7 protein-coding genes are annotated in these 7,479 nt (G+C 72.0%); 4 read left to right on the top strand and 3 right to left on the bottom strand.

All coding sequences use genetic code 11. The features are described from left to right. The first annotated feature begins 438 nt into the window (after positions 1–438). A complete protein-coding gene (gene guaA / locus ACFWZ2_RS10620; protein WP_384544479.1) occupies positions 439–2,025 on the top strand; it encodes a glutamine-hydrolyzing GMP synthase in 1,587 nt (528 codons plus the stop codon). A 104-nt stretch (positions 2,026–2,129) separates the two neighbouring features. Here guaA and ACFWZ2_RS10615 read toward each other — a convergent pair whose 3' ends face one another. Beyond that, positions 2,130–2,609 (bottom strand): pyridoxamine 5'-phosphate oxidase family protein, encoded by a 480-nt coding sequence (locus ACFWZ2_RS10615; protein WP_384544477.1) that lies wholly within the window; start codon positions 2,607–2,609, stop codon positions 2,130–2,132. 130 nt (positions 2,610–2,739) lie between these two features. Here ACFWZ2_RS10615 and ACFWZ2_RS10610 point away from each other — a divergent pair, with 130 nt between their 5' ends. From ACFWZ2_RS10610 to ACFWZ2_RS10600, 3 genes are all read left to right on the top strand, one after another. Beyond that, the gene (locus tag ACFWZ2_RS10610) at positions 2,740–3,525 is read left to right on the top strand and encodes a class II aldolase/adducin family protein (RefSeq protein ID WP_384544475.1); all 786 of its coding nucleotides are present in this window, start codon (positions 2,740–2,742) and stop codon (positions 3,523–3,525) included. Positions 3,526–3,718: 193 nt separating this feature from the next. Further along, positions 3,719–4,984: a hypothetical protein gene (locus ACFWZ2_RS10605; protein WP_384544473.1), complete on the top strand. Its 1,266-nt coding sequence runs from the start codon at positions 3,719–3,721 to the stop codon at positions 4,982–4,984. 118 nt (positions 4,985–5,102) lie between these two features. Next, positions 5,103–5,627, top strand: coding sequence for a DoxX family protein (locus tag ACFWZ2_RS10600; protein ID WP_384544471.1), 525 nt, complete (start codon positions 5,103–5,105; stop codon positions 5,625–5,627). Positions 5,628–5,665: 38 nt separating this feature from the next. On the opposite strand, the gene ACFWZ2_RS10595 is transcribed toward ACFWZ2_RS10600, so the two are convergent. Both ACFWZ2_RS10595 and ACFWZ2_RS10590 read right to left on the bottom strand, forming a co-directional pair. Further along, positions 5,666–6,052, bottom strand: a complete 387-nt coding sequence (locus ACFWZ2_RS10595) for a hypothetical protein (RefSeq protein WP_384544469.1) — start codon at positions 6,050–6,052, stop codon at positions 5,666–5,668. Further along, on the bottom strand, positions 6,039–7,412 hold the full coding sequence (locus ACFWZ2_RS10590) for a PspC domain-containing protein (protein ID WP_384544467.1): 1,374 nt from the start codon (positions 7,410–7,412) through the stop codon (positions 6,039–6,041). The genes ACFWZ2_RS10595 and ACFWZ2_RS10590 overlap by 14 nt, the downstream gene beginning before the upstream one ends. Positions 7,413–7,479: the final 67 nt, after the last annotated feature.

Raw genomic sequence — 7,479 nt, 5'->3', positions numbered from 1 at the left:
GTGGCTGTCGTCCGGGCGCTGCCCGGGGCGTGGACGGGCTGTCGTCCGGGCGCTGCCTGGGGTGCGGAGGGGCTGTCGTCCGGGCGCTGCCCGGGGCGTGGACGGGCTGTCGTCCGGGCGCTGCCCGGGGTGCGGAGGGGCTGCCGTCCAGGTGCTACCCGGGGTGCGGAGGGACTACCACCCAGGCGCTACCCGGGGCGCCGACCGGCTGCCACCCAGGCCGCCCGCGCGTCCCCCGCGCGTCCCCCGCGCGTCCCCCGCGCGCGCCCCACGCATCGCCCGCGCGCCGCCCGGACGCCGCCCGGACCCCGCTCCCCGGTGCCGGGTCCGTCGGATGCGACGAGGGAGGTCCCGTCAGGCCCGTTAGAATCGACAAAACAGACCCCCTGCTCACGCACTGAGCCTCTCGCTCACGCTCAACGCCGGAAGGCCGCCGCCGTGCCATCAGCGCCCCCCGCTGCCGCCGCTCCCGACACCGTTCTGGTCGTCGACTTCGGAGCGCAGTACGCCCAGCTCATCGCCCGTCGCGTCCGTGAGGCCCGGGTCTACAGCGAGATCGTGCCGAGCACGATGCCGGTCTCCGAGATGCTCGCCAAGAAGCCCGCGGCGATCATCCTCTCCGGCGGCCCCTCGTCGGTGTACGCGGAGCACGCGCCCACCGTCGACCGCCAGCTCTTCGAGGCCGGCGTCCCCGTCTTCGGCATGTGCTACGGCTTCCAGCTCATGGCCGTCGCCCTCGGCGGCACGGTCGACGACAACGGCGCGCGTGAGTACGGCCGCACCCCGCTGACCGTCTCCAAGCCCGGCTCCACCCTCTTCGAGGGCACCCCGGCCGAGCAGTCGGTGTGGATGTCGCACGGCGACGCGTGCAGCGCCGCGCCCGAGGGCTTCGCCGTCACCGCGTCCACGGACGTCGTGCCGGTCGCCGCCTTCGAGAACGACGAGAAGAAGCTGTACGCCGTGCAGTACCACCCCGAGGTGATGCACTCCACGCACGGCCAGCAGGTCCTCGAGCACTTCCTCTACCGCGGCGCGGGCCTCAAGCCGAACTGGACGACCGGCAACGTCATCGACGAGCAGGTCGCCGCCATCCGCGAGCAGGTCGGCACCAAGCGCGCGATCTGCGGCCTGTCCGGCGGCGTGGACTCCGCCGTCGCCGCCGCCCTCGTGCAGAAGGCCATCGGCTCGCAGCTGACCTGCGTGTACGTCGACCACGGCCTGATGCGCAAGGACGAGACCGAGCAGGTCGAGAAGGACTTCGTCGCCGCGACCGGCGTGCAGCTGAAGGTCGTCGACGCCTCCGAGCGCTTCCTGTCCGCCCTCGCCGGGGTCTCCGACCCCGAGGAGAAGCGGAAGATCATCGGGCGCGAGTTCATCCGCGTCTTCGAGCAGGCCCAGGCGGAGATCGTCGCCGAGGCCCCCGGCGACCAGCCCGTCGAGTTCCTGGTCCAGGGCACGCTCTACCCCGACGTGGTCGAGTCCGGTGGCGGCACCGGCACCGCGAACATCAAGTCCCACCACAACGTGGGCGGCCTCCCCGAGGACCTCGAGTTCAAGCTCATCGAGCCGCTGCGCAAGCTGTTCAAGGACGAGGTCCGGATGGTCGGCGCCGAGCTCGGCCTGCCGGACGAGATCGTCCAGCGCCAGCCGTTCCCGGGCCCCGGTCTCGGCATCCGCATCGTCGGCGAGGTCACCAAGGACCGCCTCGACCTGCTGCGCGAGGCCGACGCCATCGCCCGCGAGGAACTGACGGCGGCCGGTCTCGACCGTGAGATCTGGCAGTGCCCGGTCGTGCTGCTCGCGGACGTCCGCAGCGTCGGCGTCCAGGGCGACGGCCGCACCTACGGCCACCCGATCGTCCTGCGTCCCGTCTCCTCCGAGGACGCCATGACGGCCGACTGGACCCGCATGCCGTACGAGGTCCTCGCGAAGATCTCGACGCGCATCACGAACGAGGTCGCCGATGTGAACCGCGTGGTGCTCGACGTGACGTCGAAGCCGCCGGGGACCATCGAGTGGGAGTGACATCCCTGCACGGGACCTTCCCGAACGCCTGAAGCGGCGCCGTCCACAACCTGTGGGCGGCGCCGCTCGCGTATCGCACCCAGGGCGGTCAGGACCGCGGGAGGTCAGGCCCGCCTGGTGGTGCGCGACGGAGCGCCCGGCTTCCACACCTGCACCGCCAGATACCGCCCGTCCTCGATGGAGGTGCGCACCACCTCCGTCAGCTCCGTACGGAAGAGGTGGAACGCGTCCGGGTCCGGCGGGTTCACCGCGTCCGTGTAGCGCGCGACGGTCTCCCGGTCCCGCACCTCGACCGCCCGGCCCGCGATCCGGACGTCGCCGCCCGCCATTTCCGAGCCGGAACCCGGATTCGCCTGCAGCGTGAAACGCGGATCGCGCCGCAGGTCCAGCGCCTTGAGCGAGTTCGGCATCATGCCCAGCCACAACTCGCCGTTCAGGAAACGGACTTCGAGCCCGCTCGTGCGCGGCGAACCGTCCTTGCGGAGCGTCGCGAGGACATGGTGGGTGAAGGCGCCGAAGCGCTTCTCGACGGTCTCGGCAAAGTCGGGCTCTGCCGCGGCGAAGGCTTCCCAGTTGAACGACATACGCGGAGTCTGCCGTCGAAGCCCGACATCTACTGTCGCCTTTTCTCGCGCCGTTGATCGTGTCGCACCTCTGTCCTCCTGCGCATCCCGCCGGTAACTTCCGCCCCGTACAGCCAGGGATGGAGGACATATGCAGGCGCCCACACCGATACCCGTCGAGCGGTTGCAGTTCGCGATGCCGCCCGTGCACGACTCGATGGAGGACGAACGGCGCCACCGCAAGGAACGGCTCGCCGGTGCGCTGCGGATCTTCGGGCGGCTCGGGTACGAGGACGGGGTGTCCGGGCACATCACGGCGCGGGACCCGGAGTATCCCGACTGCTTCTGGGTGAACCCCTTCGGGATGCCGTTCAAGCACATCACCGTCGGCGACCTCGTCCTCGCCAACGCCGACGGGCAGGTCGTCGAGGGGCGTCATCACGTCAACCAGGCCGCGTTCACCGTCCACGCCCAGGCGCATCTCGCCCGGCCCGACGTGGTCGCCGTCGCACACTGCCACTCGCTGCACGGCCGCGTGCTCTCCACGCTCGGCGAACTCCTCGACCCGATCACCCAGGAGGCCTGCGCCTTCTACGAGACCCACGCGCTGTACGACGGCTACACCGGAGTCGTCGTGGACGCCGACGAGGGGCGCAGGATCGCGGCCGCGCTCGGCGACCACAAGGCGGTCATCCTGCGCAACCACGGCCTGCTCACCGTCGGCGACTCCGTCGACGCCGCGGCCTGGTGGTTCATCACCATGGAGCGCTCCTGCCAGGTCCAGCTGAGCGCGCGGGCCGCGGGCCGCCCCGTACTCATCGGCCACAAGCAGGCGGTGCAGACCCGTGAGCAGCTCGGCAGCGATCTGGTCGCGTGGATCAACTACCAGTACCTGTGGCAGGACATCAGCCGCAGCGAGCCTGACCTGCTGGCCTGAAACGACGGACAGCCGGTGTGGGGCGGCGGTCGGCACCCGTGACCTGCCCGTCAACACAAACATGGCGAGTTCACCCCCGCTGACCTGACCCGCGGGAATCGTTCGCCCTTCAGTACGGCACAATTCCCCTTCTCTGCAAGGAAGTTCACGGGCGCTCCAACGGGCTCCGAGGGTGGGGAAGGCGGCGTACGCGGTGGCGGTGCAGGAGGCGAGGCAGGGCGCGCACGGGGGCGGCTGCACGTGCGGCGGCTGCCCGCACGGCGCACGCGAAGGGCACCGGCGTGCCGTGGCCGAGTTCCTCGCCAAGCGCGACGAACTGGCGGCGGGACAGGGGCTGCCCCCGGCCGTCGCACACTCCGCGGGCGCCTCGCGGCAGTGGGTGTCGGACGAACTGACACAGTCCGCGCGGGCCGTCGCCGAGCGCGGCAGGGCCGAGGGGGACGCCTGGCTGCGACGCCTGTGGACGCGCACGCTCGGCGTCGTCTGGGGCTCCTTCGGCGTGCTGCTCCTGGTCCAGGCGCTCACCGCGATCGGCGGCGGCTGGACGCCCGCGCGCACGGCCGGACTCCTCGCGGCCCTGGTCGTGGGCGGACTGCTGACCGGCGCCGGATACGTCCACCGGGCGCGCGGCGGGGTCCTCGCGCCGGTGATCGGCGAGGACAACCGGCTCTCCACCTCGCGCGCCGTGGCCGCCTGCTGGGTGCTCCTCGTCGTCTTCGCGGTGCTCGTCCTCGCCGGGCAGCTGGCCGCGGCCTCGGCGCACGACCGGCGGGACGAGCTGATCGCCGGGCTCGAACTCGCCCGCGCCGCCGGGGTGGTGACCGTCCTCGCCGTGGTGTGCGGGGTGGCCGTGCTCGTGCGCCGCGTGGTCGGCCTGCGGGTGCTCGGCCAGCGGCTCCAGAAGGTGCGGGCCGACCGGCCGCGGGCCACCGATCCGCTCACCGACGACGCGGGCCGCGGCAGCTTCACCGATGTGCAGTACGTCCTGGTCAGCGCCGTCGCCGTCCTCTTCGCCGTGGTCCGCCTCGCACGCCGCCCCGAACAACTGCCCGACCTGCCGTGGGGTCTCGCCCTGCTGGTCCTGGTGTCGGCGGCGACATACCTGGCCGGCAAGTACGCCGAAGGCGGCCGTCCCGTCATCCTCTCCGTCGTCCGCGCCAGGGAGGCGGGCGACCTGGACGCCCCCATCCGTACGGGCGACGACATCGAGATCCGCGGCGCGGGCTTCGTGCCACCCGGCGCCGGAGCCGCGGACCGGCTCGCCCGGATGGTCGTCCGCATCGGCACCGTCCACGTCCATGTCCCGCTCGTGCCCGTGCCGGGCGGTTTCACCAACCCGACCGACGCGACCCTGACGGTGCCCGTCCCGGTCGACGTCGAGCCGGGCCGCGTCGACGTACAGGTGATCACCGCCGCGGGCGTCGAGACGAACCGCGTCACGATCGATGTCACGGACTGAGCCTCCTCCCTCAGGTTTCCGGTCCGGTGTCATGAAATCCGCCGCACGCCGATGAGCAGCGGTCCCCCTTCGTACGTATGGTCAGATGACGGGTCGACGGGAGAGGCGGCGGAGAGCCATGGCTCACGGCATGCGGACGGACAGCCACACCAGCTACGTCAGGCGCGACGACTGGCGGGAGTCCGCCACCCGTTACGCCCTGCTCCCCCTGCGGATCTTCCTGGGCGTCACCTTCATCTACGCCGGCCTGGACAAGCTCACCGACAGCACCTTCATGCAGGCGAGCGGGACGGGATCGATCGGCGCCATGATGGAGGGCGTCCGCGACATCTCCGCGATCCCCGCGCTCGTCGACCTGTCCCTCAAGAGCCCCGTCGGCTTCGGCTACGCCATCGCCATCGGTGAACTGGCCGTCGGCATCGGCACCCTGATCGGCCTCTTCGCCCGCCTCGCCGCGGTCGGCGGAGTGCTGATCTCGCTCAGCCTCTGGCTGACCGTCAGCTGGTCCACCGAGCCCTACTACTACGGCAACGACCTGGCGTACCTCATGGCTTGGCTGCCCCTGGTGCTCGCCGGAGCCTCCCTCTTCTCCGTCGACGCCCTGCTCGCCGACCGCCGCAGGAATCTGCGGGGGCTCGGCTAGCGCAGGCGCCTGCCCGGCGGATCAGGACCGGACAGAACCTAGTCCGTAGGGCGCCGGTCGGTCCGGTCCTCCTCGCCGGGCCTGTCTTCCGGGCCCGGCCTGTTCTCCTGGTCCGGCCTGTCCTCCTGTACGCGGTCGAGGAGGGTACCGAGGTCGCGGTCCCCACCGGTGCCGTAGCCGTCGCCACCGGAGCCGGGCCGACCCCCGTCCCGGGAACGGGTGCCCGAGCGGCCCGAGGACCGCGGGCGTATCCCATGGACCGCCGCCGCCACGCCCGCGATCAGCAGGCCCACCATCACCATCGGGAACGCGACGAACCACGGGGCGTCCCAGGCGCCGCCCGCATCGCCCGCGTAGACGACGGCGACCGCCAGCAGGAAGAGGCCGGCCACCAGCTTTCCGGGGTGGAATTCATGACGTAGCACGGGTCACCTTCGCTTGTCCGACGCCGACTTCGAGTCGCAGGTCGATCGTGCCGCCGGCCTTGCTGCCCGAGGGCGGCTCCAGCGTCACCTTCTTCTCCCGGCCCGGAGCGATGTCCAGGTCCTTGCCGCGGTCGTTCGGCAACACGATGTCGCCGACGCCCACTTCGGCGTCGAGCCGCACGGTGGCGTTCTTCGGCAGAACCACCCGGAGGTCACCCGCGCCGACCTCTGCGCTGGTCTTCAGGGTCTGGCCCTCGCCGACGCGGACCTTGCTCAGGTCGAGCCTGCCGGTGCCGAGACCCACCTCGTAGTGGGGCCGGACGTCCGCCATCGTGGCGGGTATCCAGTCGGTGCGTGCGTAGTGCGTGCTGATGTTCTTCGGCAGGGCCGACGCGCCCGCGAGGAGTGCGGCCGTGATCACCGCAAGCACGATCGATCCCGCGCCCGTGCGGCCCAGGAAGGCGCTGACCGCGATGCCGACGGCGAAGACCGCGAGCGCACACGCGAGGCCGGTCTGCAATGTCGTGCCGAGCGGGTGCTCGTGCCAGGTCAGGCCGGTGCCGAGGCCTCCCGCGAGCAGGGCGAACAGGAACACCCAGCCGCCGATCCAGCGCGGGCCGCGGGGCTTGGGCCGCGGGGCGGGCGCGGCTTGCTTGCGGGGGACGCCGGGGTGGCGGCCGCTCGGCCGGTACTCGACGTCGATGCCGTCGAGGCCGTCCGGGCCCCAGAAGTAGCCGGGGAGCCCGTCGTGCGTGCCGTCCTTCACTATGGGGTCGCGCCACCACGAGGGCCCGCCCGCGATGGGCGGTGCCTTGGCCTCGGGCGGGGCGTCCGCCGCGGCCTGGGCCGCCACCGGATCGGGGTCGGGGGTGCCGCGCTGCTGCGACCAGTACCCCGCGCCCGCGAGGAGCAGGGCGAGGACGGCGGCGAAGGTGAGCGCGCCCCCGTTGTTCAACAGGGTGAGGAAGACGCCGCAGCCGACGAGCGCGAAGAGCACGGCGGTCAGGGCCTGGCCGTCGACCCGGCCGGAGAGCAGCCTGCGCGCCTCGTTCTCCTCCTCGTCCTCGTACGGCACGAAGAGCCAGGCGAAGCCGTAGAAGACCAGGCCGAGACCGCTGGTGATCGCGAGCACCGCGAGACCGATGCGGAAGATCACGGGGTCCATGTCGCAGTGCCGGCCGAGCCCCGCGCACACGCCGCCGAGCTTCTTCTGCCGGCGGTCGCGGCGGAGCTTTCGCACCTCCACGGGCAGGCTCGGCCCATGACCGCCCGCGAGGCCGCCCGACTCGCCCCGCGCGCCGCGCACGGCATCGCGGATGGCGGCCTCGGTCTCCGTCTCGGCGGGCTGCTGATCTGTCATGCGTCCATGGTGACTGCCGCGGGCCCGCCGCGGCAGTCGGGACGACCCTGGCCGAACCCTGATATCG

The sequence above is a fragment of the Streptomyces sp. NPDC059002 genome (genome assembly GCF_042740435.1).
Lineage (GTDB): Bacteria > Actinomycetota > Actinomycetes > Streptomycetales > Streptomycetaceae > Streptomyces.
The sequence above is the reverse complement of the archived record's forward strand: the minus strand, read 5'-3'. Positions and strand labels throughout refer to the sequence as shown.